The following is a 25,126-nucleotide window of genomic DNA, read 5'->3' on the forward strand; positions in this document are numbered from 1 at the left end:
TCCTGGGAGGAAATAAAGCAATGACCGTACCGTATTGGCTCAAAAATGTGCGGCTGGAGAGCGGCTACGCCTATGAAGGCGGCATGATCGTCGCGACCGAGCATGAGCTTTCACACCTATTGATCGACGGCGACAAGATTGCCCGTATCGAATCCGCATCTGTCCCGCTGGACACCGATTTGCCCGTGATTGACGCGGGAGGCTTGCTCATGCTGCCCTCTTTCGCTGAGATGCACATTCATCTGGACAAAACGTTTTACAGCGGGCCGTGGCAAGCAGTCATTCCGGCCAAAAATCGCTTTTTTCGAATTCAACAGGAAGAACAGCTGCTCCCCCTTCTCTTGCCAACAGCACAGGAGCGCGCAGAAAACATTTTGGCGCTAATCACCTCAACAGGGGCAACCCACGTGCGCACGCATTGCAACATCGACTCTGTGATCGGGCTCAAAAACCTGGAAACGACCATGCGGGCATTGGAGACGTTTAAAGGCAAGCTATCCCATGAAATCGTCGCCTTTCCCCAGCACGGACTTTTGCGCAGTAAGGTCGTCCCTCTGATGAGAGAAGCGATGAAAAACGGCGCCACGCTCGTCGGCGGGCTCGATCCCGCTACCTTTGATGAGAATATCGAGGCTTCCTTGCACACCATGATGGAGCTGGCCGTCGAAGCTGACGCCGATGTGGACATTCATCTGCACGAACCGACACATTTGGGAGTGTTCATCATCAAACGGCTGGCTGCGCTGACCGAAGAAGCAGGCTGGCAAGGCAGAGTGACGATCAGCCACGCTTACGGCTTGGGGGAAGTCCCGGCTGGGGATGCAGCGGCAGTCGCAGAGCTTCTCGCAGCGCTTGGCATTACAATCGCTTCTTCCGTTCCCTATGACATTCCGACGATCCCGATCCCCCTCTTGCATGAAAAAGGCGTTAAGGTGCAGCTAGGTACGGACAATTTGACAGACAACTGGGACCCATTCGGCAAAGGCGACATGCTGGAAAAAGCGAATGTCCTGGCCCAACGTTTCCGCTGGATCGATGAACGCTCCCTCGCCAAAGCGCTTGGCTTCATCACCGGTGGCAAACTTCCGCTTGATGACGACGGCAACCGACAGTGGCCAAAGGTTGGCGATTCTGCCAACGCGGTCTTTGTCCATGCGAGCTCCTCTGCAGAAGCGGTTGCGCGGATTGCAAAAAGGCAGGCGATTATGTACAAAGGCAACGTGATTGCAGGGAGCTTTCCAGCTGCTGAATAAAAAACAATACAACCTATCGATCAAGCGAAACCGCCGGCTCATTTCGAGTGCAGGCGGTTTTTACATGCCCAAAATTTACAATGACGAAAATATTACTTTGACAGACATAGTAATGTGGTGTACATTATAACTCAGGAGGTGAGGGATATGATTGAAAGCAAGATCACTTCCGACTTGCTCAGGGGTCATACCGATACCATGATTTTGAAATTGCTTGGCCAAGGCGATAAATATGGCTACGAAATCGCAAAGCTCATCCATTCCTCCTCCAACGGAGAGTATGAGTTGAAAGAAGCAACGATGTATTCGAGCCTCAAACGGCTGGAACAGGAAGAAAACATCGTCTCCTATTGGGGAGATGAGACGCAAGGCGGCCGCCGGAAATATTACCGCATCACGGAAAAAGGGCGGCAAACCTACACAACAAACAAAAACAACTGGGAGCATGCAAAAAAGATTTTGGATGTACTACTGTAACGAAAGGTGGAGGGAACAATGAATGTGAGAATCCAAAACTATCTGGAGGGTGTTTTTGCGCAATATGAGCCGATCGGGCCGATTACGGAGCTGAAAGAGGAGCTTTCTGCCAATTTGCAGGAGCGTTTCGATGACTTGAAAGCGACAGGCCTGGACGACGAGACCGCGTTTGCACGGACGATTGCATCCATCGGGGAAATTTCCGATCTGATCGAAAGCATCAGTACCAGTACGCGCAGGCTGCAAAAAATCGTCGGCATGAACTTCTCCATGAGCAACCTGCAAAAATCCGATCTGCGGTCGATCGAAGTGCACGACGGCAAGTTCAATTACAGCAATCTGCAAGACTCGGATTTCAGCGATTCTGACCTGTCGCACAGCTCCTTTAAATGCAGCAATCTCGAGCGTGTCAAATTCGACAACGCCAACCTGACCGGAGCCAAAATTGTCCGTTCCAATCTTCGCGGCGCCAGCTTCACCAACTGCCGACTTGACCATGTCGACTTCCACAGCTCCGATTTGTCGGGCGTGTGCATGGACAACTTAACGTTTAACGGAACGAACTTCTCTTCCACCGGGCTGAAAGGGACTTCCTTCCGCAACGCCGTCTTCCACAATGTCTCGTTCAAGACCGAGGTGAAAAAAGCAATTTTTGACGGTGCCGTCATGGATAAAGCCACCTACGCCATTCTCAAAGGCTACAAAGCGGATGTAAGCAAAGTAACAATCGTGTAATCGCATGCACGTAACGACGAAAGTGGTGAATACTGTGGAAGCAACGCAAAACAAACGGATCGGCATCGTCATCTCGGGCCTTCTGTTGGGCATCTTAATGGCCTCCATGGATAACACGATTGTCTCCACCGCCATGGGCACGATCGTCGGCGAACTGGGCGGCCTGGACAAATTCGTCTGGGTCACCTCCGCCTACATGGTCGCCGAAATGGCCGGCATGCCGATCTTCGGCAAGCTGTCCGATATGTATGGGCGCAAAAAGTTTTTTATTTTCGGCATCCTCGTATTCATGCTCGGTTCGATCCTTTGTGGTACCGCCACCTCAATCATACAGCTGAGCCTGTACCGGGCGATTCAAGGCATCGGCGGCGGCGCGCTCGTGCCGATCGCGTTTACCATTATGTTCGACGCCGTCCCACCACAGCAACGGGGAAAACTCGGCGGGCTTTTCGGCGCCGTCTTCGGCATGTCGAGCATTTTCGGGCCGCTGCTCGGTGCCTATATCACCGACTACATCAACTGGCATTGGGTGTTTTACATCAATCTGCCGCTCGGCATCATCGCCTTCCTTTTTATCGCCTTTGGCTACAGCGAATCCCACGAGCATTCCAAACAAAAAATCGACTGGTGGGGCGCGTTTACCCTCGTTGGCGCTGTGGTCTGCCTTATGTTCGCACTTGAGCTGGGCGGCAAGGAGTATGCGTGGGACTCTGCGACGATCATCGCCCTGTTTGTGGTGTTCGCCGTCTTGACGATCCTCTTCCTGCTGGTGGAAAAACGCGTGGAGGAACCGATCATCAGCTTCGCCATGTTCACCAAACGGCTTTACGCTACAAGCAATGCCACCGCCATTTTCAGCGGTGCTGCTTTTATCACGGCATCCGTCTATATTCCAATCTATATTCAAGGCGTGCTCGGCGGGACTGCCACCAACTCTGGCCTTGTACTGCTGCCGATGATGCTTGGCTCCGTTGTAACGGCGACCGGAGGCGGATTTTTGATGAACAAATTCAGCTACCGCGCCATTATGATTCCCTCCTCCGTCAGCCTTGTGATCGGGACGATCTTGCTGACCACCCTTACCGTGACAACGCCAAGATGGCTGGTGACGTTGTACATGGTCGTGATCGGGCTTGGTATCGGAGCGTCCTTTTCTGTGCTGAGCAATGCGGCGATCCACTTGTTCGATGCGCGCCAGCGCGGGTCGGCTAGTTCTACGCTCAATTTTCTCCGTTCGCTCGGTATGACTCTAGGCATTACGATTTTCGGCATCATCCAAAGCCACAGCTTTTTAGGCAAATTGACAGAGCTGATGCCTGCCGGTGGACAAATTCCTGGCGGCGTGGGCGATCCGCACACCTTGCTTGATCCGGCGAAACGGGCGTTGATTCCAAAAGAGGTGCTGGATATGATCACGCAAGCGCTCGCTTCCTCGATTGTCAGTACGTTCAACTGGACGATTGTGCCAGCCGTTCTGGCACTGATTACCGCGATTGCGATGAGCAAGGAGAAGCTTGATCCGAGTTCACACGGGGCGGGGGCAGGTTCACACTGATCGAGCCCCCATGCAAAAAAAGCGTCAGCACGCATGATGTGCCGACGCTTTTTTCTTTTGTTTTATAAAATGAAGGGCATGAATAGGTCACTTCTATCGTGGCAAACTACTGTTAAAAGCATTTTAGGGAGTGAGCAACGATTAGCTTGATGCCCATCCTACTGACGATAGGTTCCATCATTTGTGTCTTAGGCTTCATCGCCACCCTTTGGTACGGTAAAAAACAAGAAAACAGGGAGAGGGACATGTCGGTCGGCAGCACAATGTCCAAACATCGCATCATGGGCAATACAGCTGCCGTGTTTTACATCGTTGCCTTACTTCTTTTGGCAGGCGGCTGGATATTGTGGGCCGCACTTTATTAATTCCATTCAGGGGGACACATGACCAAAAAACGATATTACGTCTCTGTTCAGGCCGGAACGATTATGGAAAATCAAGGCGATGCTGCTTATGAGCTGGAAATCGATGCAACCGATTTCGAGCTGAAATTGTTGCATGATTTATTCCAACAAATGCATACGGCCGATTACCATTCCTTCTGGCGTGCGCATGTCGTCGCTGTTCCCTACCATTTTGATGAAGAAAATGACACGTATGACAAATTGCTTCAGCAAGTGTATACACTACTTTATCAAAACGGGACTCCTGAGACGCAGCGGCACATTGCAACGATGAACATCCTCGAACAAAAACCCCTTTCGTGAAAAGGGGTTATTTCTGTATACTGCCATTCCAGGCTAAAATGCCGCCCTGCAAATGAGCGATTTTGGCAAAGCCATGCTTCTTCAGCACTTTCGCCGCTTGCTTGCTTCTCATGCCGCTTTTGCAATACAAGAGGACTTCTTTTTGCTTGGGAATTTCGCCGATCCGACCGCCAAGCTGACCTAACGGGATATGAATGGCATGCGGGATGTGACCCGAACGAAATTCACTCACTTCTCTCACATCAATCACGACCGCGTTGCGCAGGCGCTCCCCAAACTGAGCTGCATTCAAGTTTTGCAGCCCTTTTACTGGCGCGAACCGCGTGTACAAAAACCAGCCGAGCAGTACATACAGCGCGATCGACACCAAATTTGAACCGTCCATGCTGACACTCCCCTTACTTTTTAGCGACTTTTCACGAGCAAATCAACGGCTTCCCGTACGATCGACCCCGTGTCTTTTCCGCTCGCCTGTTCTTCTAGCAAGCAGCGCTGCAAATTTTCCGCGACAATCTGGGCGATCGCTTTATCCGAAGCATTGCGGATCGCCGTCAGCTGTGCGACGACTTCTTTGCAGTTCCGCTGCTCCTCCATCATCTTCAGCACGCCGCGCACCTGGCCTTCGATGCGCAGCAGCCGACGCTTGATATCTTCACCGTACTGGTAATCCATTTCGCTTCCCTCCAACGTATACGTGTATAGGTATAGTATACACTAAAAAGGGATGGACTAAATGAAGAGGTTCACCTTCGCTTGTGTCGCATCACCCAAATAAGCGGCGACACCCGCATATTCCAGACCATCGAGCAGCTCCTCTTGCTGCAGGCCGAGCAGGTCCATCGTCATCGTACAGGCGACCAGCTTCACTCCTTGCTCCTGTGCGAGCTCGATCAGCTGCGGCAGAGACAATGCATTGTGCTTTTTCATCACATGCTTAATCATTTCCGGCCCCATCCCGAGCATGTTCATGTTGGACAGACCTAATTTATTGGCCCCGCGCGGCATCATCCACCCGAACGCCTTTTCAAGCAGCCCTTTTTTCACAGGGACCTGCGCGTCCTTGCGCATTGCGTTCAGCCCCCAGAACGTGTGGAAAATGGTAACCTCATGATCATAGGCTGCTGCACCGTTGGCAATGATGTACGCCGCGATCGCTTTATCCAAATCACCGCTGAACAGCACGATCGTCGTTTTTTCTTTCTGGTTTTCCATATCGGTGGTCCCCCTTATTGATTTTTACATATACCCGTATGGGTATTTTATTTAGCCAAAATAAATGCCTCGTCCCTTCTTCTTGGACATCGGCTTACTTTAAAACATTCCCATCCAAATTTTGATCGCCGTCCCCGTCAATAACACGAGCAGGCCGTACCGCAAAAACGATGTGGTTACCTTCGCGCTAACCAGACTGCCGAGCGGTGCGCCAATCAGACTACCCACGACTGTAAAAATCGTCGCTGTGAGCGGGACGGAGCCGAACGCGAGCTTACCTGCAACGCCGCCGATTGAGGAGAGGAACACGATCGCTAGAGATGAGGCGATTGCCACGCGGGTCGGAATTTTTAAGATCGACAGCATGATCGGAATCAGGATAAACGCTCCTCCTGCCCCCACGATCCCCGAGACGATGCCGACACCAAACGATAGCGTGGCAGCCAACGGACGGTTATACGAAAAAGATTGTTCTTCGCTTTCTCCCTCCGCCTCTTTCCTCAGCATGAGGATCACGGCCAAGACAGCCAAGCCGCCATACACGTAGGTAATGACCTCGCCTGACAGATAAGCGGAAAGCACGCCCCCGGCAGCGCTGCCGATCAGGATGCTCGTTCCCATATTCGTGACTACACCTTTGTTAATCAGCTGTACGCCTTTTTTGTTCTTCCATTGGTATGTGAAAATACCCGCTAGCGATGCAAAGAACACTTGAAACATCGAAATCGTCGAAACCTCCTGCCCGCTATAATGCGCGATACCAAGCGCACTCGGGACAAACAGCAACAGAGGATACGCGATGATCGCGCCGCCAATTCCGAGCAATCCCGAGAAGAAGGAACCGACAAGGCCAACACTAACCATGACGACGGCAACATACAGGTCCATACGCCCTCCATTCGGTCAAAAGAAGCCTTGTTCCGGCGGACCATGACCGTTTTCTCAGCTTTTTTTCACCAGGAATTTGTAGACGCCGTTTTCCACTTCTGTTTGCACTAGCTCATTGTTCGTTTGTTTGACCCATGCCTGAAAGTCGTTCAGCGACCCTTTATCTGTGGAAAGCACCTCCATCGTCTGTCCCGTTTGCAGGCCATCCAATGCTTTTTTCGCTTTCACGATCGGCATGGGGCATGCCATTCCTTTTGTATCAACCGTAATATCTGCTTTCATTGTTTTTCCTCCTTAGGATTCGTGTACGGCACAGCGATTTGGACCGATTTCCATTGCACGCTGCTCCTCTTCGTTTGGGCTCAATTTGCCCATGTTGGTTTGGCGGATTTCTTGATACGAACGCGGCTGTGGCGGCAAGTTTTCCGATACGATACGGCGGAATTCGTCTTCGTCTGTAATTTGCAGACCCTGATTTTTGGCAAAAAGATCACCCAGTCGCGCCGACACCAGTCCTCCCTCGCCAAGCTCCGTGATACTGCCGAAATGGGCTGGCAGGACAATTAGTTCTGAGGACAGCTCTTTGTAGCGATGGTAGAGCGTGTCGCGCAGATCGCCGGCCCAGTCTTCCGCAAGACCTGCCAAATCCGGCCGACCGATCGATTCAACAAACAGGATGTCGCCGGTGAGAAAATAGGTGTCATCCACAATCAGCGATGTGCTACCGATGGTATGCCCCGGGGAGTATACCGGCAGCATGGCGATTTTCGTCGTTCCAACGGTGACTTCTTTCCCCTCTGCCAACGCTTCATAGTCGAATTGCACTTCTGTCGCATCCTTTTCCGGAAGCCAGTACGTCGCCCCTGTCTTGTCAGCCAGCTTTTTGCCCCCGGAGATATGATCGGCGTGAAGATGAGTGTCGACCGTATGCGTAATCGTGACATGTTTTGCCAAAGCAAACATTTCATAGGCGTCTGTCATGCGCGCCGTATCGACGATCACTGCCTCCCCTCCGGATAGGATCATATAGGACAGGCAGCCTTTGCCCAGCCGAACGAATTGGTAGATCGCTCCGCCGTCCTGTAGATCCGCCACCTTCACTGGCTCCAGATGCTCGCTCCACGCCTTCATTCCGCCTTGCAAATAAAAGACGTCACGCATCCCCGCCTCGACCAGTTGTTCCCCGACAAAGATGGAGGAACCTTCTTTCGCGCATACGACCAATACCTTTTTCCCTTTTGGGAGCTTTTCGAGTGCGGATTCAACCCCGTCCATCAAATCAAAATAAGGGATATTGATGATCTCGATGCCTTTCCCGTCGATTTTCCACTCTTGAAAATCGCTTTGGTTGCGGACGTCGAGAATGAACAGCTCTTCTTCGCGGATGACGATTTGCGCAAGCTCATGTGGTGTCATTGCCTGTAGCTTTTCTTGTGCAGTCATGGTTTTGCCCTCCCTTTTTTGCTCTCATTATGCCTGTTCGATTGGCCCTGTCCATTCTGCCATTCCCGGCACTACGTTTTTCACTTGTGTAAATCCGTTTTCGGCGAGTAGCCTGCAAGCCAGGTCGCTCCTGGTGCCAGACCGACAAATCACATACAGTTCTTCATTCGGTTTCAATTCGGACAATCGCTCCGGTAATACCCCCAACGGTATGGAGATAGCGCCAGGAATGTGGCCAAACGCGTATTCCGCTGGCTCACGTACATCGAGGATCGCAACCGTTGACTGTTTCATCATCGAATGCAGTCCTTCACTTGAAATCGTATGGGGAAAAGCCACCTCCTCTTTTACTTCCAAAGGGTTCGCCTTACGCAGATAGTGGTAGAGAACCCCCTCCTCTTCGCGCGTCCCTAAGTAATGGTGGCCGGTCGTGTTCGCCCAGCCTTTCATGTCCGCTAACGACCCACGGTCAGTCGCCTGAACTTCTACGACTTGCCCCGGCTGGATTTGTCCCATCGCCTTTTTTGTTTTCACAATCGGCATCGGGCAGGCAAGCCCTTTACAATCGAGCATCAGATCAACAGCAATGCTTCCATGTCCTCCCATTTCGCTTCCCCCTCGTTATTTGTGTGCGATCTCGCCTTGCCAGTTCAGCATACCGCCCGTCATGTTGAATACATGCTCGTACCCGAGATTGGACGCATATTCACAAGCTTGGGCGCTTCTTCCGCCGCTGCGGCAAATGAACACTACCTGTTTGTCATTTCGGATTTCATGCAGGCGGATCGGCAAAATCGACAGCGGCAGCAGCTGCGCTTGTGCGATATGCCCTGCGCTGAATTCATCCGGATTGCGCACATCGATCAGAATCATATCTTCTTTTTGCTCAGCCAGTCGTTTTTCAACCTCTTGTGGAGAAATATCGTGCCACGCTTTGCTCATTATGTGTCACTCCTTTGTGCGGGGAATTTAATACGTATACCCCTATGGGTATTATATTATGCTCGTTCATTTCGTTTGTCAACGTCTCGTTAGGATTGTTGTATTGTATCCCATAAAGAAACAAGCAGCTGACCTAGACGCAAGTAGTACGTCCTAGTCTGCTGCTTGTTTGATGCTAAACAATCGGTAAGTCCCCGAACAGATCAGCGGTAACCGGTAGCATTCGCTGGTTTGCCTGCTTCTTGCACCTCGACGATGTACCGCCAGCTATCTGGCTGCGAGCCGTCCAGATCATAAAAGCCATACTCTTGTGCGAGATGGCCACTTGAGACGGAGTGCCCGTTCCACCTCGCAACCTCCGGATCGCAGGCCAACGCAGCAACCGCACGTCCCACATAACGGGGCGATTCGGATATGACGAAATGCGGTTCCTTCACCATCGCGTCGCGCCAATTTTCTTCCTTCACCCCAAAGTGATCCAGCATGATTTCAGAACGCATCCACCCAGGAGTCAGCGCCACTGCGGTGCATGGATAGGGTGAAAGCTCATGGGCCAGCGATTTGGCCATCCGAAGAACAGACGTTTTCGCGAGATCGTAGAATAGGGAGAGCCGGTACGTTTTATCGTTGTATTCAGCCGTGCCGTCCGTCATCTCCACGACCAGTCCCCTCTCGCTTCGGATCAGTAGTGGGAGTGCAAAATGGCTGGTAATAATATGCGTGTCAATCGCAAGCCTTAGCATGCGGAAGCCCCGTTCCAGCGAGTGCTCCCATACGGGCACGTTCCATTGGGTCAAATATTCTCCCCCCCACACATCGTTGACCAGAATATCCAGTCTCCCCTGTTCATGCTCGATGCGGGCAATGAGTGCCTGGACTTGGGCGGGGTCCAAATGATCCACTTGAACCGCGATTCCCCGTCCCCCCGCATTCGTTACAAGTTCTGCGGTTTCTTCAATCGTTTCCGGACGATTGTACTCGGAGATTTTTGTTCGGGTCGTTCGTCCGGTCACATAAACAGTTGCTCCGGCCGCGCCCAATTCGATCGCGATGCCTCGCCCCGCACCGCGTGTTGCTCCGGCCACCAGCGCTACTTTTCCCTGTAACGGTTTCATAAGCAATGACTCCTTCCATTGATCTACCACTGATTATAGATTGCCAACATGTCAGCTAGTGTCATATTAGAAAATTTCGCTCCGCCATCCTTTTTGGCGGAGCTGCGGCGACACGAAAAAATCCCCATCCGCTTGCAGATGGAGATTTGCTTGTCCTGCCTTTCGCTTAGGCCGGACTTTCCGATGTCGTCTGTTTTTGTTTGATGTGCAAATACCAACCAATTCCCACAGACAGGAGAATGGAAATGACGGATGTCCATTGCGCAGTCGTCCAATGGAACAAAAAACGGTGCGAGTCGCCGCGCAGCATTTCCAAGAAAAATCGCCCCAGATTGTACAGCACGTTGTAAATCAGGAACAGGAACCCGCGGGTCAGCCGTTTTTGCAGCAGAAGCATCAGGATTGCAAAAATCACCACGTCCATCTGCCCCTCCCACACTTCTGCCGGAAAGAGCGGCTGATCGCCGAAGGTCGCGCGGGCATTCGTCCCTTCGGGGTACAAAATTCCCCAGTTCCCACCGGTCGGATCACCAAACGCGTCGCCGTTCATCAGGTTAGCGTCCCGTCCGATGCTTTGTCCGAGAATTAGCCCAGGCGCACACAAGTCAGCCAGCTCCCAGAACGAAATATTGTGCTTGCGGACATACCATATGGCCACCAAAATCGCACCGACTACCCCACCCTGTATGGAGAGGCCGCCATGCCACACCGCGATGATTTCTTCCGGGTGCTGTGAATAATATGCCCAGTCAAACAAAAAAACCGCCCAAAACCGCGAGCCAATGATCGCACCGATGATCATTGGGACGGCCAGATTCAGTAGATGGCCGGCAAGCTCGTCTTTTTTCTGAAGCTTGGCCAATGTGACCGTCACACCGATTCCGAGCAAAATCGCGAGCATGAACAAGAGGGAATACGAGCGAATCGGGAAGGAGCCGATGAAACCGAGATATTGGTGCAAAACCGTCACTTCCTCACTGTTTGGTTTTTATGGAAAGAAAATCTGTCATAGAAATCATACGTTTTTTTCCGATTCTAGACTACCCTAACATTGTCCAGCAAACAACCGCAACGCATCAAAAAAAACCGCTGGATTTAGGCTTCCAGCGGTCACGTCTACATTTTTCGGATCATCAAGCAATACTTAGTCCATGCTGCTGCTCGCCATTTCTTCGCTATTTTTGTTGATGACCTGATCCAAAAAGCGAGAAATTTCAGCAACTGCCTTGATTTCGTTTGCTTTTTTTCCGAACCCGTGCCCTTCATCGGGGAACACCAGGTAGTCCACCTCAATGTCTTTCGCCCGCAAGCCTTCTACGATTTGGTCGGATTCTTCCTTTTTGACGCGTGGGTCATTCGCGCCTTGAACCACCATGACCGGTTTCTTCATATTGTCGAGATAGGTGACTGGCGATTGCTCGATCAGCCGTTCCCTGTCCCGGATCGGGTTCCCGATCCAAGAATCCATCCGTGCCTTCCAATGATCTGGTACGGATTCTACCATTGTAAACAAATTGGTTGGACCGCAAATATCGACACAGGCAACAAAATACCCCGGATGACGGCCAAACAACAGGAGACTCATATAACCGCCATAGCTGGCTCCCATCACGATGATTTGATCACGTGTCATTTTCCCGAGCTGAATCAAGGATTCGATACCCCAAATGATGTCACGTCTCGGCCCTCCACCCCAATCCCCTTCAATCAGCTTCATGAAACGAGTGCCGTAATTGGTGCTGCCGCGGAAATTGGGAATAAACAGATTGTACCCTTTTGCAGCGAAATATTGGAACCAGCCATAATACTCTTTACGTTCCAGAAATTGAGGACCGCCATGCGGAAACACGATCGTATGGCCGTTGCTCATTTCTTTTTTGGCTGGGTAGTACAGGCTTTCAATCCGCGTGCCATCATAAGAATCATAGTAAACCACTTCCGGCTCTACCAATTCATGCTCGCTGGCGCCGGGAACCCGGTTCTCGGTGATCTTTTGCCACTTGGCATCAGCTTTTTTCCGGTACAAATTCGCAGGCTTCGTCGGACTTGAGCCCAGCACATACACCGTTTTGGTTTCCGTCACCATCCATTGATAAATCACGTCAACGGGTATGGGCAGCTTTTCGCACTCCTTTGTGGCGACATTGTACCGATAGAGCGAGTCCCGCACACCGCGTGAGGTAGCCAGGTAGATGTCGCCTGAAGGCTGTGTCAGTTGGAACGACGCAATCTCTTCCGCCGGTATGGACATGACTTTTTTAAACGCACCTGTTTTCAGAGAAAACGATGCGAGATAATTGTACTCTTCCTTATAGTTGGTGAGAAAGTAGACCATCTCATCATTTGCGAATGTGAGATTCGCCACCTTATGCTCTTCGGTTGCATCGGGGATCAATGACAGCGTCTGTTCCCCGCTTCGTACATAGCCCTTCATGTTCGTGTGGTTATACCTTACAAAATAAGCCAGCGATTGTTCATCAGGGCTGATCGCCTGCAAATGGGTTTCGGCGTCGACACCTGTCAGCAGCTGCTGCTCATCCCCACTTTCCATATCATAGCAATAGATGTTGAGATAAAGCGGATTTTCTTTATTCGAGCCGTAGTAGAGGCGTTTTCCATCTTCAGAGACTGTGCCAAAGAAATACCGCTTCCCTTCGTCGTAGCGCACAGGTAGTGGAACGCCACCATGTGCGGCTACGGCATAAATCTGCATATTTTCGTCGCCGTCCTGATCGCTTGTGAACAGGATGAACGGTTGCTTTTGTTCGCTGCTCGCAACGATTTGAATCGCATCCGATGCTTGATGATGCTGTGTCAATTGATAGGGAGCAGCTGCCTGCTCGTCGATGGCCCATAGGTTGAAAACACCGCTGCTGTTGCAGCTCCATACCACGTGCCGCTCATCGGCGCTGACGGCAAAGCATTTGATTTCATAAGGCTGAATGAACTGGCTGATGTCTGGCGCTTGGAACGTTATCATCGAACTTCTTCCTCCTCTTGGGAACCTTCAAACACTACTTGACCGTCCAGCATGGTAAGCAAGACGTTTGCGCGCGGAATCTCCGCCACCGGAATGTCGAACAGATTGCGATCCAGTACAACGAGATCAGCCAGCTTTCCTTGCTCAATCGTACCGAGTTCCCGTTCGCGGAAGCTGCCATATGCGGGCGCGCTCGTATAGGCACGCAATGCCTCGGCAAGCGACAAACATTCTTGTTCGTTCCATGGCAAGCCATCGCTTCCCACCCGCGTCATCGCTGTATAGATCCCGAGAAGCGGATTCAAAGAGACAACTGGATAATCCGTACCAAAAGCTACCACTCCCCCGCTCTTCCGCAACGTCCCGATTGGTGAGTACAAGGCGAGGCGTTCCTCGCCCAGTAAGGCTGAAAAGATGCTGCGCTCATTGGTGACGATATGCTCCGGCTGAATGGAGGCGATGACGCCAAGCTGTTGAAAGCGATGGATGTCGTCTGGATGGACTACCTCTACATGCTCGACGCAATGTCTCGAATCGCGCGGACCATTTTCATTTGCGGCATGTTCAAATGCGTCCAGCGCCAGACGGACAGCCGCGTCCCCAATGGCGTGAAACCGTACCTGAAATCCTTCCCGGTCTGCAGCTGCCACCCATTTTTTGATCGTGTCCGGTGGAAATGGTGTGCTCCCGCGATCTTTTCCTTTCTCGCAATACGGCTCGACCATATACGCCGTCATGCTAGTGATCGCCCCGTCCAAAAACTGTTTCAGCCCAGAAAACGAAACCTTCCCTGTGGAATAGGTCTCGCGCAGCGCCAGCGCTTCCCCCAAATCCTCTTGGAGCGCCGTGGCAAAATGAATACGGACGTTCAATTCGCCTGCCACTTCGAACTCTTTGAACAGCGCGAGGTTTTGGTGACCGTTTAGCGTACGGGAACCATTCGAGTGCAGATCGTTCACCGATGTCACACCATAGCGCACCGCCTGCTGCAAAAATCCGCGCAGAAGCCGGATTCTTTCCACTCTCGGCAAGTCCCACGCTTGTTCAGTCAGCATCGATATGGCCCATTCGTACAAGATGCCGTTTGGTTCGCCGTCCTCATCCTTACCGATTCCACCGTAGGCAGGCTCCTCCGTCTCCCGGTTAATACCACCAAGCGCGAGCGCCTTGCTATTCGCCCACGCATAATGCGTTTCGGCATGCAGAAGCAGCACAGGGCGGTCGGGCAGCACCTGGTCCAAAGACTTTCGATGTGGCAGCTGTTGATCGGGCCAGTAGCCGCTATCCCAGCCGATGCCGATGATCCATGACACATCCGGCCTCGACTCCGCATATGCTCGAACCATTTCCACGGCTTCCTCTTCAGAGCGAGCCTTGCTCAAATTCAAGCTGCTTTCAATAAATCTCCCCAGCATCAGGTGCATATGGAAATCGTGAAATCCCGGCACGATGAGCTGATCCTCAAACCGGTACCATTTTGTATCCGGACCAACCCAGCTCTCTATTTCCTGCTCTGTGCCCACCGCAGCAATTTTTTGCCCCACGATCGCAATGGCTCGTGGAATCGGTTCCTCATCAAGCCCTGTAAAAACCGCACGACTCGTGAGGATGATTTCAGCTTTCCGTTCTTGATTCATCCCTTGTTTCCTCCCTTTCTACCACTAACGATACAAGTGACAAGCGATCATGCGCCCCTCTACCTCGCGCATCGGTGGAGCTTCTGTTCGGCAAATGTTGAGACAGGCATGACAGCGCGGATGGAATTTACAGCCATCGGGGGGATTGGACGGCGAGGGCAGATCGCCCCTCAACGTAATACGTTCCCGCTGTTCATCGGGGTCCGCAATCGGAACGGAAGACAGCAATGCTTGCGTATACGGGTGAAGAGGCTGGCCGAACAGCTTCTCTTTTTCCCCAAACTCTACCATCTCCCCTAAATACAGCACAGCCACTTTGTCTGAAATGTGTTCCACCACGCTTAAATCGTGGGAAATGAACAAATAGGTTAAACAATATTGCTCCTGCAAATCTTGCAACAGGTTGAGAATTTGCGCTTGAATGGAGACGTCGAGCGCCGAAACCGGTTCGTCCGCAATGATGACTTTCGGGCGTAGCATGAGGGCGCGTGCAATGCCGATCCGCTGCCGCTGACCGCCAGAAAATTCATGGGGATAGCGCGACAGATGACGTACTGTCAATCCAACAGCCTCGATTGTTTCCGCAAGCAAAGAATCGTGTTCCTCCTGTGGAACGCGATGGGCCACGAGCGGCTCCTTCAAAATGTTTCGAATCGTCTGCTTTGGATTCAGCGTGTCATACGGATTTTGAAACACCATCTGCATATGGCGTCGAACACGCACCATCTCTTTTTTATCTAACTTGCTGATATTTTTCCCCTCAAACAGGATCGTCCCTTCGGAAGGCTCGATCAACCGGAGGATGCACCGTCCTAGCGTTGATTTCCCGCAGCCCGACTCACCGACGATGCCCACTGTCTCTCCTTCGAATACCCGCAGGTCGATTCCGTTCACGGCATGCACGAACGTTGGCTTTTGCAGCCAACCGCTTTTGTTTGCAAAACGTTTTTTCAATCCCTTGATTTCCAATATCGGAGTGGTCATACGTTTACCACCGGTCTTTCCATCGTCTGCTCATACAGCCAGCAGCGGCAAATCGTTCGTTCATCAACCGGCAGCAAGTCCGGCATTTTTTCAAAGCATATTTTCATGGCATGCTCACATCGCGGGGCAAACCGGCACCCCGTCGGATATTCATCTGGTGGAGGTACGGTTCCACTTATGCTGTATAGTCTCTTCAATCCTTTTGACTTGTGCGGCGTCGAACGAATGAGTCCTGCTGTATACGGATGTCGCGGAACACGCAGCAGTGTTCGTACATCTGCCGTTTCGATGATTTGTCCGGCATACATGACCACCACCCGATCGCACAGCTCAGCAATCACTCCCAGATCGTGGGTGATCAGCATGAGCGCCATGTCCTTTTCACGACGGATTCGCTTGAGCACGTCGATGATTTGCGCCTGGATCGTCACATCAAGCGCTGTGGTAGGCTCATCCGCAATCAACAGGGCCGGGTTGCATGCGATTGCAAGCGCGATCATTACCCGCTGTCTCATGCCACCCGACAGACGGTGCGGATACTCATGATAAATCTCGTCCGCTCTGGCGATCCCGACCTGTGTCAGCAATTGAATCGCCCTTTGCTTTGATTCGTCCTTACCCAATCCCTCGTGCTTATTTAACACTTCATCGATCTGCTTGCCGATCGTGAGCACCGGATTGAGCGAGGTCATCGGTTCCTGAAAAATCATCGCAATCTCTTTTCCACGCAGCTTTTGCATTTCTTTTTCACGAAGGGTGAGTAATTCCCTGCCAAGAAAAGTGATTCTCCCTTCCGTCGTGGCATTGCTGCCAAGCAAACGCATAATCGATAGCGATGTCACGCTCTTACCGCAACCGGACTCACCCACGATGCCCAGCGCCTCGCCCTTTTTCAAAGAGAGAGTCACACCATCCACAACGGTGATCGTGGAGGATTTCTGGGAAAATTGGGTGGTAAGCCCCGTTACGTCCAACACATGTTCCATACGGGTGATCCCCTTTCCACTGTGCTTCGTTTCCCTCTCATTACGCACGGCTCTTGGTTTGCGCTTTCGGGTCAAACCAGTCTCGCAACGCATCCCCAAGCATATTCACTAGAAAAACGACGATCGTAATCGCGAGGCCGGGAAATGTGGCAAGCCACCAGCCGTCCAGCAAATATTCTTTGCCTTCATTGAGCATTGTCCCCCACTCGGGTGTGGGCGGTTGGGCTCCCAGACCGATGAATCCGAGTGCCGATGTATCAAGAATGGCAGCCCCGATAAACAGCGTCGTATAGACGATCAGCACATTCATGATGTTGGGAATGATTTGAAACAAAATGATCCAACGTCCCGAGCTTCCGATCGATCGGCTCGCTTCAACATAGCCCGAAGTCTTGACGCTCAAGGCTGCCCCCCTGACAAGGCGCGAAAAGCTGGGAATGGAGGAAATGCCGACTGCAATCATCGCATTCGTTTGACTTGGCCCTAATACGGCTACAATGGCGAGCGCCAAAATGATGCCGGGCAGCGCCAGCAACATATCCATGATCCGCATCAGAACATTGTCGATCCACCCTCCCACATACGCGCTGGTGACGCCGATTGCCGTTCCCAGAACAAACGTGATCCCGACGGACATCACGGCGACCGTCAGCGTGACGCGTGTGCCGTAGAGCATCCGTGAAAGCATGTCTCGTCCGATCGAGTCAGTCCCAAGCAAATGCTCGGCGGAAGGCTCTTGTAAAAATGCGCTGTAGTCCGCTTGCGCAGGATCGTAAGGAGCGATCCACGGCCCTACGATGCCAATGAGGAGGATCATGCCGATAAATAGTAGGCTGATTCTCGCTTTACGATTTGCCATCAGCTTGCCAAATCGTGCAAATGTGGGAGTGCGCAAGGATGCTGCTTTGGCAGGTACGATTTTGCCTGTAAAACTCATCTTGTTAGCCCCCTGCTTTCTCAAGATGCTGCTCGATACGTGGATCAAGCAACCCGTAAAGTAGATCGACTAAAATATTGACCGTGACATACACGAAACCCATGAACATGATGATCCCTTGAATAAGCGGAAAATCGCGTGATGCGATGGCATCGATCGCCAGTGTGCCAATTCCCGGCCAGTTAAACACTTGCTCGATGATGATCGCACCGCCAAGCAGCGTAGCCAGCTGCAATCCAACGATCGTCACAATCGGGATCATAACATTGCGAAAGGCGTGCCGGTAAAGCACAATCGGCTCGCTCATTCCTTTCGCCCGTGCCGTGCGGATATAATCATGATTCAGCACCTCGATCATTCCCGAGCGTGTCAAGCGACTGATCATCGTGGACGCGAGAAGTCCCAATGTTAAACCAGGCAGGATCAAATCGGTCAAGCCGGTACCTCCAGCCACCGGAAACCACTGCAGATGAACGGCAAAAACCATGATCATGAGCAATCCGAACCAAAAGCTCGGCAAGGACAACCCAAGGGATGCCATGGAAGCGATCGCATGGTCAATCCATGTATCCTTCCATTTCGCAGCAATGATCCCCGTCACGATGCCCAGCAAGACGGCGATGCCCATTCCTGTGACAGCCAGCTTCGCCGTCGCCGGAAATCGGTCCGTCAGTTCAACCAAAACCGGACGCCCTGTTTTAATCGAGTTGCCGAGTTCTCCTCTGGCCAACCCGCTCACATACGAGACATACTGGAACACGAGAGGCTTGTTTAACCCCAATCTCTCGCGCATTTCCCCGATCTGCTCTTTTGGCGCTTTGTCGCCCAGAATGATCCGAACCGGGTCTCCCGGGATGACATGGATCAATGCGAAGGAAAACAGCGATAAACCGATGAGAACCAGTAAACCTGATGCCAGTCTTCCCATTACATAACGCGTCATCATCCATTCACCCAGCTATCTTGAAAATTCCAATACACATCTTTATAAACAGTCCCTTGCACACGATTGCTTACTACCTGGAAATCTTTCGTGATATAAAGTGGAATCCAATACGCTTGCTCGACGATTAGCTTCTGTATGGCTTCATAGATTTTTTGTCGATCGGCTTTACCCACCGTTGCTCGCCCTTTATCCAAAAGCCCATCCAGCTCTTTATTGTCGATAGCGGCATGATTCATCCCGCCGATCTCCTTAGAATGCAGGAAGATCGAGATAAAATCAGGATCAAACTCGGTATAGTTCATGAACACCAGGTCGAATTCGCCTTTTGACGCACTGTCGAGAAGAGCGCCGAAATCCATGTTTTTGATCTTCACCTCGATGCCGATTTCTTTTAGCATCGCTTGCACCAATTGAGACTGCTGCGACCATCTCTCCGAGCTCAGAAGCGTCAGGCTGAGCGGCTGCCCGTCTTTTTCCACGATTCCTTGCCCGTTCGCCTTCCACCCCGCCGCCTCAAGCAACTGCGTGGCTTGTTCTGAGTCGTAATGGTAGGTATATTGCTTGATCGCAGGGTCATACCCGAACATATTCGGCGATAGCGGTCCATCGGCAACCTCGCCTTCCCCGAGCAAAATCGCTTTCACCATCGCTTCTTTATTGATCGCCATATTCAGCGCTTTACGCACTTGCACATCCTGCAGCGGTTTGCTGCGCAGGTTCATTTCGACGAATAAACCGAGTCCGCTTCTCATTTGTTCGAGAACCGTATAGGTGTCATTCTTTTTGTATTTTTTTACATCCTTCGGAGCCACATAGGTCGCAATATCGATTGACCCGCTTTCGAGCGCTGCCATCATCGTTTGGTTGTCTTTGATGAATTTGATGACCAATCGCTCGGGATGCACCGGCCCTTTGTTTTTGGCGTATGGCGACGGCGAATGGTACGACTCATTGCGCACCAGCGTGATCGACTCACCCGGTTTCCAGCTCTCGAATTTCCATGGACCGACTCCGACTGGGTTGCGTCCGTACTGATCGCCGAATTTTTGGATCGCCGCGGAGGATAGCGGCTGCAAGAAGCTAAGATTGCTCAAATTCAGCAGCAAAGGAGCGGATGGTTCCTTCAAGTGCATGACAAATGTCTGATCGTCCAAAGCCTCGATTGATTGAAGCGGCTGCAACCGGGTCCGCGCGTCTTTCGCTTGAGTTTTCGGATCTAACGCCCGTTCATAGGTCGCTTTCAACGCCTTTGCAGTCAATGGTGTTCCATCGTGAAACGTGATCCCTTTTCGCAGCGTAAACGTCCACGTCAACCCATCCTCCGTGATGTTGTACGATTCTGCCAAGTTCGGTTTCATCTCGTGGGTGTCAGGATCTTGGGACAGAAGCGTATCTCCGAGCAGCATCGCGATCGTGTCCGATGACAGCATATTGGTTCTCTGCACATCTAATGTATCGGGTTCGCTCGGCATCGCCATCGTGATCGTGCCACCCTCTTTCGGTTCACCGCTTGCCTGTTTACTTGCAGTGGGGGCGGCTGGTTCCGCCTGACCGGTTTCTGCGGCGTTGTTGCCACATCCCGTTGCACTGATCAATAAAAGACAACTCAAACCAACTGCCAAACCGATTGAACGCATTTTTTTCATCTATGAATCCCCCTTATGATGGATCAGCCGTTGTTAGTGATGTGCAGTTGATTGCGACACAGCGCTCGTACCATTCGCGGCAAACTCGCCAAGCTTGCGTATGACCTCACAGGTGCATGCAATCCCTTTCAAAAAATAATCGATCTTCATGTTTTCATTTGGCGCGTGATTCGCCTCGTCTGTATTGGCATAAGGGACGATGACAGAAGGAACCCCCAATATTTTCGTCCAGACATAATCTGGCAAGCTGCCCCCAACGGACGGCAAAATAACCGGTTCCTGCTCAAATGCGCAGCGCACAGCGCCCACAATCTCCCGTACAACGTTCAAATCCGCGGCAGTCCGCGACGGAAGCATGCCACCTAACCTTTTGACCTCGATATCAGCAGCGTGCTTTTGGACGTGCGCGCAAAACTTATGGAACACGTCATCAGGGTCTTGCTCGATGACGAGCCGCATGTCCATCTTGACGCACGCTGCGGACGGGATAATCGTCTTCATGCCCTCCCCCGTATATCCGCTATGAAAACCGCAAATATTGAAGGTCGGCTCCATCGAGGTCAGACGATGAAACGATTCACCTTCCAACGGCAAAGCCAGATTGGGTGCTCCGACCTGCTCACGAATTTGATCCGGTTCGAACGGCAGCTGACCAAGGAGCTTTTTCTCCAGCTCCGTCGGCTCGACGATATGGTCATAGAACCCTTCGATCAAAACCCGGCCGTCTTCACCCCGCATTGTCCGCAGCAGCTCTATCAGCTTCCAGGCTGGATTAGGCGCGATGTTACCGTAATTTCCGGAATGATGATCTCGATCCGCTCCTTTTGCAATCAGCTCCACGCTGAGTACTCCGCGGACACCAAGCAGGACGGATGGCGTCCCCCAATGCATCGGTCCATCCGCTGTATACACGAGATCACAGTGCAATAGCTCCTTGTTCGATTCCACGAATGATGCCAAATGAGGACTTCCGTTCTCCTCTTCGCCTTCCAAAATAAGTTTGACATTGATCGGCAGCTCCCCGGCGATATCCAGGTAGGTTTTGATCGCAAGAATTTGCGCCATTAATTGCCCCTTGTTGTCGCCTACCCCCCGGCAATAAATCCGCCCATCCCGAATCGTCGGTTCAAATGGCGGTGACAGCCATTCGTTAACTGGATCAGGCGGCTGGACATCATAGTGACCGTATATCAGCAGCGTGAATGCCTGCGGGTCACAGATTCGTTCGCCGTATACGACCGGATGGCCATCGGTTTCAAGCAAGCGCGCTTCCAAACCGACCTCCTCCATCAATTCCCGCAGCATCTCCGCACATTCACGAATCCCGATGTTCAGCGTGCTAATGCTTGTTTGTCGCAAAACGCGAAACAATTGCTCCACATACGACGCTTGTCGTTGCTCGATCATCTTTTTAAAAACGGATATCTCCATGACGTACCCCCATTCACTTTCACGTGATCGCCTGAATGCTATTGCAATTTTTCTGCCAATTTACGCAAATGGCGTATTTACTCGTTTTTTTCACTTTTGCCCAAGCGCTGCCTTGAAAACCAGCGAGCTCTTCACCCAAATACGCCCAAAAACAGCCTTCCAACTGTCCGAAGATTCGGTTATAGTTAAGAGAATCGAGAAATACTACCAAAATACCAATCACCCAAATACACCCCAGGAGGAATGGGTATGAACAGCTTGGTCCTGCTTACCGGCAGCACGATCACGAGAACCGTTCTGCATAGACAGTTGGAGGAAATCATCGGCGATTACGTGGGAATCACCAGCTTTTCCATCGAAGAAGGACTCCCCGAGAATCCGCTGGAAAACCAATTCATCGTGCTTTCCCATAAGCTTGCCGAGACCATCCCCTCCATCCAGCAATGCATTGGCCCTGGCTGCAAAGTCATTTCCGGAAAACGGATTATCAACTACGAAAACATCGACAAACTGCTGTGCTATCCAACCGGTACAAGCATCATGTTCATCAACGATTCGTTGGAAACGTGCATGGAAACAATCGAATCGTTGCAGGAGCTTGGCATCAACCATCTTCATTACATTCCTTGCTACCCGGGCAACCTGCAGTTTCCTAAAGTCGATATCGCCGTCGCCCCAAGCAATTTCCACCAAATCCCGCCTTACGTCAAAGAAGTCATTCGCATCAATCCGCGCTTGCTGGATATTTCGACGATCATCCAAATATTGGATCATTTTCATTTGACCGAGCCCGGTAATGTCGTTTCCCAGCGTTACATGCGAAAAATCATCCAGCTCAGCAAACGTCTGGTCGATGCCATGCAAAAGGCGAATGACTCTAACCACCATTTGCATCAAGTGCTCAATGGCGTCAACGACGGCATACTGTCGGTCAACAAAGCCGGCTACATCACGGTTTTCAACGAAGAGCTCGGTCATCTGCTGAACGTCAAACCAGAGCGTGCGATTGGGAAAAAGCTCCTTCATGTGTTGGACAATCCAGAGCTTGTCGCATTCATTCAAAACACGGACAAAGAAGAGGATCGCTGGTTTTCGCTTGGTCAAATCGAGGTCGTCGTCCATCGGTTCCAGCTCGACACAGACCAATCCTCCGTCGCCACATTCAAAAATGCGCGAAAAACAATCGAGTTGGAAAAAAGACTACAGCTCGAACTGCAAAAGAAAGGCTATATTGCAAAGCACACGATGGCTGACATAGTCGGACAAAGCGGACCGCTCGTGGCAATAAAGGAAAAAACGATGAAGCTCGCCAAAACGGAGCTGCCCATATTGATTGAGGGCGAGAGCGGCACCGGCAAGGAGCTGTTCGCCAGCGCTATCCACAACTGTTCGCAGCGGAGCAAAGGCCCTTTTCTTGCCGTCAACTTCAGCGCGATTTCGGAAGATTTGCTGGAAAGCGAGCTGTTCGGCTATGAGGATGGCGCGTTTACAGGGGCGAAAAAGGGTGGAAAAGTCGGGTTATTCGAACAGGCGAATGGAGGAACCATTTTCTTGGACGAGATCGGCGATACGAGCCTTAAACTCCAGGCACGACTCCTGCGTGTTTTGCAGGAAAAGGAAATCATGCGCATTGGCGGATCGAAAATCATCCCGATTGACGTCCGCATAGTCGCGGCAACCAACAAAGATTTGCTCACCATGATCAGCTTGGGGAAATTTCGGGAAGACTTGTATCATCGGCTCAAAGTGCTATTTCTTCATCTTCCCGTTTTGCGGGAACGCTCAGATGACATCCCCCTACTGATCGAATCATTCATGAAAAGAAGCGGAGCGGAGCAAATACGCATTATGCCGGATGTGATCGAGCAACTGAAAGCCATGCCATGGTATGGCAATGTACGTGAATTGAAAAACACGATTGACTATATGCAGGCGGTGTGCGACGGAAATGTGATCCGCCTAAGCGACATACCCAATAAAAACAGTTTTCAGGAAAGCTTGCGCTCCGTACAATCTACACCGGCCGCGACCGAGTACTCTGCGCCCGCCTCTTTGCCTGCCCCCTTCACGTTTGAAGACGAAGAACTTTTGTCACTCCTCGATGCGCTGTATGCCATCCGTGAAAGCGGGCAAATCCCGAACCGCAAGCGTCTCGTGGACTTGAGCCAAACATGGCGCAAGCCTTTGACTGAGCAGCAAGTGCGATACAGGTTGAACTTGTTGGAGCAACGCGGGTATATTCAAAAAAACCGCGGGCGGATCGGCACGACGTTGACCCCCAGCGGTGTCGCCAAGATACTCGCGAATCGGGCGAAGAAGCCTGGCATGTAAAGCATGCTGCTAAAAGCCACTCCATAGCCCCCAACTGATCATCATCACCAAAACGGAACAAACGCGAAAAAACCGTCTGCCTCCCCTCGGCAACGGTTTTCTTTCTTCATGAAAACATGAGCAATCTAGAGGAAAACAGCGAAAAACTGAGATTGACCCCCATGACTTTCGCTTTCATTTGCTTTTTTTACCAATGATTGTCGCTTTCATAAGCGAATAGCGACTTTGTGAAAAGAAAACGAAAAAGAGATAATAAAGGTGCAGCAAATACACGTAACATCTTATATCAGGAGGTATTTTCACATGTTGAAGTTATTGAAATCTGTTATCGAGTCGTTAGAGGTTCTAGATAAAGCTTATCAAGCAGGTGAAAGAAAACGCGAACTGACCTTTGCAGAAATGTTCAAGAAAGTAGCAGCCAAATAAATAGAGAGGTGATTTGATGCACGTAGATTGCAAAGTATGATCCCCTGGTCATTTCCAACATGGAATGAGCAGGGGATCTTTTTGTTTGCTTAGACGTTTGATTCGTCAACCGCCCATTTTCATCAATTTTTGATGGCAATAGGCATCCGTACAATCTCGAAAAGAGTTACCTCATACAATACATCAAATGCTAAGCAAGGAGGAATGAGTAATGGGCGGTAGCATTTTCGGGTTCGAAAATGGCTTTATTTTGATTTTGGTGTTGTTTATTTTGCTTGTAATTGTTGGCGAAGCAGATTGCTAAACATTTAATAAAACGTTGACATCTTACAGATGAGTAGGGTGTCTTTTTTTTATGGTTAATTAAGGGTCTGTCAAGAATTTTGTGTAAACCAACTCAACCAGTTGTATGAGAAGGTTTCATCCCCTATTCGAAAAATCTTTCTCCAGCCAATAGAGTCAAGGGCGTAAGGCAAAGCGAACCCTTGACTCTAT

26 protein-coding genes are annotated in these 25,126 nt (G+C 51.2%); 8 read left to right on the top strand and 18 right to left on the bottom strand.

All coding sequences use genetic code 11. The features are described from left to right. Positions 1–20 precede the first annotated feature (20 nt). The 5 genes from EDM56_RS24050 (at position 21) to EDM56_RS24070 (ending at position 4,727) form a co-directional block, all read left to right on the top strand. The gene (locus EDM56_RS24050; RefSeq protein WP_122920473.1) at positions 21–1,253 is read left to right on the top strand and encodes an amidohydrolase; all 1,233 of its coding nucleotides are present in this window, start codon (positions 21–23) and stop codon (positions 1,251–1,253) included. Positions 1,254–1,400: 147 nt separating this feature from the next. Next, on the top strand, positions 1,401–1,730 hold the full coding sequence (locus EDM56_RS24055; protein ID WP_122920474.1) for a PadR family transcriptional regulator: 330 nt from the start codon (positions 1,401–1,403) through the stop codon (positions 1,728–1,730). 18 nt (positions 1,731–1,748) lie between these two features. Next, positions 1,749–2,465 carry a pentapeptide repeat-containing protein gene (locus EDM56_RS24060; protein ID WP_122920475.1) on the top strand — a complete coding sequence of 239 codons (717 nt, stop codon included), beginning with the start codon at positions 1,749–1,751 and terminating at the stop codon, positions 2,463–2,465. Positions 2,466–2,499: 34 nt separating this feature from the next. After that, positions 2,500–4,020 carry an MDR family MFS transporter gene (locus EDM56_RS24065; protein WP_281274984.1) on the top strand — a complete coding sequence of 507 codons (1,521 nt, stop codon included), beginning with the start codon at positions 2,500–2,502 and terminating at the stop codon, positions 4,018–4,020. A gap of 383 nt (positions 4,021–4,403) precedes the next feature. After that, entirely contained in the window at positions 4,404–4,727 is a 324-nt protein-coding gene (locus tag EDM56_RS24070) for a hypothetical protein (RefSeq protein WP_122920477.1), read from the top strand. Between the two features lie 7 nt (positions 4,728–4,734). Here the strand turns inward: EDM56_RS24070 and EDM56_RS24075 are convergent, their stop codons facing one another. From EDM56_RS24075 to EDM56_RS24160, 18 genes are all read right to left on the bottom strand, one after another. Further along, on the bottom strand, positions 4,735–5,112 hold the full coding sequence (locus tag EDM56_RS24075) for a rhodanese-like domain-containing protein (RefSeq protein WP_122920478.1): 378 nt from the start codon (positions 5,110–5,112) through the stop codon (positions 4,735–4,737). 20 nt (positions 5,113–5,132) lie between these two features. Continuing rightward, positions 5,133–5,399 (bottom strand): metal-sensing transcriptional repressor, encoded by a 267-nt coding sequence (locus tag EDM56_RS24080; RefSeq protein ID WP_122920479.1) that lies wholly within the window; start codon positions 5,397–5,399, stop codon positions 5,133–5,135. Between the two features lie 57 nt (positions 5,400–5,456). Further along, positions 5,457–5,939, bottom strand: a complete 483-nt coding sequence (locus EDM56_RS24085) for a DsrE/DsrF/DrsH-like family protein (RefSeq protein WP_122920480.1) — start codon at positions 5,937–5,939, stop codon at positions 5,457–5,459. 99 nt (positions 5,940–6,038) lie between these two features. Then, entirely contained in the window at positions 6,039–6,827 is a 789-nt protein-coding gene (locus tag EDM56_RS24090) for a sulfite exporter TauE/SafE family protein (RefSeq protein ID WP_122920481.1), read from the bottom strand. A gap of 54 nt (positions 6,828–6,881) precedes the next feature. Continuing rightward, positions 6,882–7,109 carry a sulfurtransferase TusA family protein gene (locus EDM56_RS24095; RefSeq protein WP_122920482.1) on the bottom strand — a complete coding sequence of 76 codons (228 nt, stop codon included), beginning with the start codon at positions 7,107–7,109 and terminating at the stop codon, positions 6,882–6,884. Between the two features lie 12 nt (positions 7,110–7,121). Then, on the bottom strand, positions 7,122–8,243 hold the full coding sequence (locus EDM56_RS24100; protein WP_425456356.1) for an MBL fold metallo-hydrolase: 1,122 nt from the start codon (positions 8,241–8,243) through the stop codon (positions 7,122–7,124). 54 nt (positions 8,244–8,297) lie between these two features. Next, positions 8,298–8,876, bottom strand: a complete 579-nt coding sequence (locus EDM56_RS24105) for a sulfurtransferase TusA family protein (protein ID WP_122920484.1) — start codon at positions 8,874–8,876, stop codon at positions 8,298–8,300. A gap of 15 nt (positions 8,877–8,891) precedes the next feature. After that, a complete protein-coding gene (locus EDM56_RS24110) occupies positions 8,892–9,212 on the bottom strand; it encodes a rhodanese-like domain-containing protein (protein ID WP_122920485.1) in 321 nt (106 codons plus the stop codon). Positions 9,213–9,415: 203 nt separating this feature from the next. Continuing rightward, a complete protein-coding gene (locus EDM56_RS24115; RefSeq protein WP_122920486.1) occupies positions 9,416–10,327 on the bottom strand; it encodes an SDR family oxidoreductase in 912 nt (303 codons plus the stop codon). Between the two features lie 166 nt (positions 10,328–10,493). Further along, positions 10,494–11,288: a prolipoprotein diacylglyceryl transferase gene (gene lgt, locus EDM56_RS24120; protein WP_122920487.1), complete on the bottom strand. Its 795-nt coding sequence runs from the start codon at positions 11,286–11,288 to the stop codon at positions 10,494–10,496. Between the two features lie 183 nt (positions 11,289–11,471). After that, on the bottom strand, positions 11,472–13,307 hold the full coding sequence (locus tag EDM56_RS24125) for a S9 family peptidase (RefSeq protein ID WP_122920488.1): 1,836 nt from the start codon (positions 13,305–13,307) through the stop codon (positions 11,472–11,474). Next, positions 13,304–14,944 carry an amidohydrolase gene (locus EDM56_RS24130; RefSeq protein ID WP_122920489.1) on the bottom strand — a complete coding sequence of 547 codons (1,641 nt, stop codon included), beginning with the start codon at positions 14,942–14,944 and terminating at the stop codon, positions 13,304–13,306. Before EDM56_RS24130 ends, EDM56_RS24125 begins: the two co-directional genes overlap by 4 nt. 24 nt (positions 14,945–14,968) lie before the next feature. Then, complete coding sequence (locus EDM56_RS24135) at positions 14,969–15,928, bottom strand: ABC transporter ATP-binding protein (protein WP_122920490.1); 960 nt, start codon at positions 15,926–15,928, stop codon at positions 14,969–14,971. Continuing rightward, positions 15,925–16,914: an ABC transporter ATP-binding protein gene (locus EDM56_RS24140; protein WP_122920491.1), complete on the bottom strand. Its 990-nt coding sequence runs from the start codon at positions 16,912–16,914 to the stop codon at positions 15,925–15,927. The genes EDM56_RS24135 and EDM56_RS24140 overlap by 4 nt, the downstream gene beginning before the upstream one ends. A gap of 40 nt (positions 16,915–16,954) precedes the next feature. Then, positions 16,955–17,851 (bottom strand): ABC transporter permease, encoded by an 897-nt coding sequence (locus EDM56_RS24145; RefSeq protein ID WP_122920492.1) that lies wholly within the window; start codon positions 17,849–17,851, stop codon positions 16,955–16,957. Between the two features lie 4 nt (positions 17,852–17,855). Further along, positions 17,856–18,794, bottom strand: coding sequence for a nickel ABC transporter permease (gene nikB, locus EDM56_RS24150; protein ID WP_122920493.1), 939 nt, complete (start codon positions 18,792–18,794; stop codon positions 17,856–17,858). Next, positions 18,794–20,443 carry an ABC transporter substrate-binding protein gene (locus EDM56_RS24155; RefSeq protein WP_122920494.1) on the bottom strand — a complete coding sequence of 550 codons (1,650 nt, stop codon included), beginning with the start codon at positions 20,441–20,443 and terminating at the stop codon, positions 18,794–18,796. The genes nikB and EDM56_RS24155 overlap by 1 nt, the downstream gene beginning before the upstream one ends. Before the next feature lie 33 nt (positions 20,444–20,476). Beyond that, the gene (locus EDM56_RS24160) at positions 20,477–21,874 is read right to left on the bottom strand and encodes a M20/M25/M40 family metallo-hydrolase (RefSeq protein ID WP_122920495.1); all 1,398 of its coding nucleotides are present in this window, start codon (positions 21,872–21,874) and stop codon (positions 20,477–20,479) included. 249 nt (positions 21,875–22,123) lie between these two features. On the opposite strand from EDM56_RS24160, the gene EDM56_RS24170 reads away from it, so the two are divergent. The 3 genes from EDM56_RS24170 (at position 22,124) to EDM56_RS24175 (ending at position 24,935) form a co-directional block, all read left to right on the top strand. Further along, on the top strand, positions 22,124–24,205 hold the full coding sequence (locus tag EDM56_RS24170; RefSeq protein ID WP_122920497.1) for a sigma-54 interaction domain-containing protein: 2,082 nt from the start codon (positions 22,124–22,126) through the stop codon (positions 24,203–24,205). Between the two features lie 303 nt (positions 24,206–24,508). Beyond that, positions 24,509–24,631: a hypothetical protein gene (locus tag EDM56_RS32125; RefSeq protein ID WP_281274985.1), complete on the top strand. Its 123-nt coding sequence runs from the start codon at positions 24,509–24,511 to the stop codon at positions 24,629–24,631. A gap of 211 nt (positions 24,632–24,842) precedes the next feature. Beyond that, the gene (locus tag EDM56_RS24175; protein WP_122920498.1) at positions 24,843–24,935 is read left to right on the top strand and encodes a YjcZ family sporulation protein; all 93 of its coding nucleotides are present in this window, start codon (positions 24,843–24,845) and stop codon (positions 24,933–24,935) included. The last annotated feature ends 191 nt before the right edge of the window (positions 24,936–25,126 follow it).

The organism is Brevibacillus fluminis, from assembly GCF_003710825.1.
Taxonomy (GTDB): Bacteria; Bacillota; Bacilli; order Brevibacillales; family Brevibacillaceae; genus Brevibacillus_D; species Brevibacillus_D fluminis.